This window comes from Hydrotalea sp., assembly GCF_049968455.1.
GTDB lineage: Bacteria > Bacteroidota > Bacteroidia > Chitinophagales > Chitinophagaceae > Hydrotalea.
Map to the genome: position 1 here is coordinate 1 of NZ_JBMFQT010000044.1, position 3,570 is coordinate 3,570.

Sequence of the window (3,570 nt, forward strand, 5' to 3'; positions counted from 1 at the left end):
TGTTTATTGAATTTTAATTTAATCAATTATGTTGGAAGACGAATGGATGGCTACATCTGCATATTTCCATGATTCATTAAACATAGATTGACAAGTATTTGCTGCTGCGTTTTTTCCTTGCAGTTTTAAAGCATTGTATAAACCAATTAATGCCCATCCATTTTTTTTCCAGGTCTCCAAATCTTTTTGATAAACTAATTCTGCTTCTTGATGATTTCCAGCTTTAAGCAATGCAGCACCCAAATGATGCCTTATTGAAAAAAACCAATCGGGTGGTTCATTGTAATTTAAATTATCTTCATTATCAACAGCTTGCTTTAGTAGTACTATGGCCTGATTCAGGTTGTTTTGTTTGGCAGCTATACCAGCTGCTAATACTTGTTGCGCAATTTGAACAAGATCATTCGTGGTGTTAATATTCCAAATGGTAATTTTAGTAAGCATGGTGTCTGATGCTAAGGCGTTTAATTGTTGTAATTCAGCATTTGCTAAGGGTACTTGTTTTTTTCCTAAATATGCCATCCCTTTTGCAAAATGCCAAATAGCATTTGGGTATGTTAACTCTTTGGGGGGTGGATTAAGTGCTAAAATAGTATCCCACATAGATAATTTTACTGCTACATAATAAGGAATGGAATAGTAATGCTGTAAAGTTCCCCACTCAGTTAAATGCATAATTTCTTTTGCAGTATGTTCTTGAAGTTGAAGCGCTGTTCGCCATGCCAAAGCTGTATTTCCCTCAAGTGTTGCGGTAGCTACTAAAAAATGATAATTATGCGGATAATAACTTAGGGGGTATATACCTTGAGCATGGCAGGTTGTGGTATAAATACTATCGGCTTCAATGGCCTTAAGGTTAGCTATTGATCCTAAATGGTAATCTCCGGTATTAATATAAATATGTGAGGGCATGTGTAAAAGATGCCCTGCAGCAGGAACCAAAGTATTGAGTAAATGTGCACTCTTTAAAGCTTTTTCTGGTGTGGCCGATGTTTCCAATGAATGAATATAAAAATGATGTGCCCCCGCATGTGTAGGATTGTTTTTTAGAATGCCTTGTAAAATGTCCACCAACTCGTAGGTCCATTCTTTTGGTTTTTTTGTTTTTTTATCATACAAGTCCCACGGGTGCATATCCATAATGGCTTCAGCATATAATGTGCCAATATCAGGATCATTAGGGTATTGTTTGTATACGTGTTGCATAGCTAAGGCATAGGCTTTGTCTAATGCACTTCTATCCGATGACGGCTGTTGAATGTATCGGGTAGAAAGTGCGTGAATCAAAGCCTTTTCTTTTGGTGTACATTTTTGTGCATGCTTTTGTGCTTGTAGGGTTGCATCATAAGCTCTTTGAAAATTATCAGCTTCCATACCTCCATTATAATTGGGTCCTAGCACATAAGCAAATCCCCAATAGGCCATGGCGCAGGTTGTATCTAAACGAATGGCTTGATAGAATGATCTTGCAGCTTCTGCATGATTAAAACCGTATGCAAGCATCATACCCTGATTGAAGTAATATTGTGCTTCTTGATTGGAAGTTGTAATATTAAAATGTATACCATCTAGCCCATTAAATTTTGGAGCTTTACTGTTTTTACTATACCAGTTTTTGTCGCTAGTAATACTGCTAAAGCAACCTACAATTGGGGCGTTTTTTTTCTTCGTTTCTTTAGTTTGATTATTACACGATAACAGTAAAATTATTGCAAAGAAATAGCTGATATTTATTTTCATAAGCACTATGTTATTATTCATCTGTTTAATAATGTTATTATTCGATGATTTAACATAGGTAAGAGGTAATTACAAAATAGTGATTGTATTTTATGTTTTATAATTATAAATGAGATTTAACATATAAATTGTTAATGATTATCTTATTGGCTGTATCTCAGCCTATTACTATCATCCTCCAAAACAACATTCCTATTTCTAGCAGCTTGTAGTTTCAATTTTCCAAATTGATAGGTGTAGTTGAGGTTAAAAGTTATCCAGAAATATCTTATGAATATATCACTTACCAAATTTTTATCGGGAAAATTATTATATGCATTAAAGTTATTGGAATTAAGAAGATTATTCCCCGAAATGGATAATACAATTTTTTCAGTATTATCCTAAAACTAAATTTATATTAAATGGCATAACATTCAATACTATTTATACTCCGTGGCAAGGTGATTTAAGATCAAAGCATTAATGCTTAATACGACTGAATAAATGTTGATTACATTTTAGTAGAAAGTTTTTAATTGTAAATAAAAGTAAAAGAGGCTGCTAATATTTGAAAGCAGCCTCTTTTAGTATAAATATTCTTCAATAGTTAATAATTATTCACCACCGTCAATGCGTACTGGGTAACTGTAAGTATCACCATAACCCGGATAAATACCATCGAAACGAACGGTACCACTATTGGATGAGTTTGATAATGCAGCTTTTAAATCATCAATTGTATTTACTTCAATACCATTTACGGAAGTAATAATAAAGCCTTCCTGAATGCGCGATTTTTGAATGGCACCACCTGGTTGTATTTTCTTAACCAAAACTCCACCATTCACATTATTAGCTGTGGCAGTTTTTTTATCAATGTTAGCTAATTCAGCTCCAAGCCGGTCCATAACACTAGATACTTTAACAATATTAGTATTGCCTACTTTATTTTTAAGAATAACGGATACGGTTTTCTGTTCTCCATTTCTTATAAAGCCTATAAGAACTTTATCGCCGGGTTTGTAACGAGCTATTTGTTCTACCATTTCGGGTCCAGTTGTTACATTAACACCGTTAATGCTGGTAATTATATCCCCTTTTTTAATACCGGCTTCAGCAGCAGCGCCACCTGAAGGTACATCCATTACATAAATACCATTCGTAACATCTTTAATACCTTCTGCTTTTTTCTGATCTTCAGATAAGCCTTCTCTTGGGTATGAAATTCCTAAATAGGCACGCTGTACGGTTCCGTATTTAATAATATCGCTCACTACTTTTTTTACAATATTTACGGGTATTGCATAAGAATATCCAGCATATGAACCGGTTGGTGAAGCAATGGCAGAGTTAATGCCAATTAATTCGCCACGGGTATTAATTAAAGCACCGCCACTATTTCCCGGGTTAACTGCAGCATCTGTTTGAATAAAAGATTCAATGGGGGCAGAGCTTTGGCGAGCATTAATACCAATGTTTCTGGCTTTAGCGCTTATGATGCCTGCTGTTACAGTTACATCTAATGTTAAAGGATAACCAATTGCTAATACCCATTGTCCTAATTTAGCATCATCACTGTTGCCGTATACTAAATAAGGTAAACCTTTGGCATCAATCTTTAGTACAGCAATGTCACTGCTGGGGTCTGTACCAACCACAGATGCTTTATATGTTTTGCCGTTGGGTAAAGTTATATTAATTTCATCAGCACCATCTACCACATGGTTATTGGTAACAATATAGCCATCTTCACTAATAATTACCCCACTGCCACTTGCTCGTTGTTCGGGAATAATTCGTGGCCCCATTCCACCAAAAAGATCACCAAACATATTGTCACCAAAAAAG

Annotated in this window: 2 protein-coding genes; both read right to left on the reverse strand. The window is 35.0% G+C overall.

Annotated elements, in window-relative coordinates:
• Positions 1 to 18 precede the first annotated feature (18 nt).
• Positions 19 to 1,740, reverse strand: a complete 1,722-nt coding sequence (locus ACP5P5_RS13495) for a hypothetical protein (protein ID WP_428286637.1) — start codon at positions 1,738 to 1,740, stop codon at positions 19 to 21.
• Positions 1,741 to 2,336: 596 nt separating this feature from the next.
• On the reverse strand, positions 2,337 to 3,570 hold a 1,234-nt coding region (locus ACP5P5_RS13500), incomplete at its 5' end, for a trypsin-like peptidase domain-containing protein (RefSeq protein WP_428286638.1).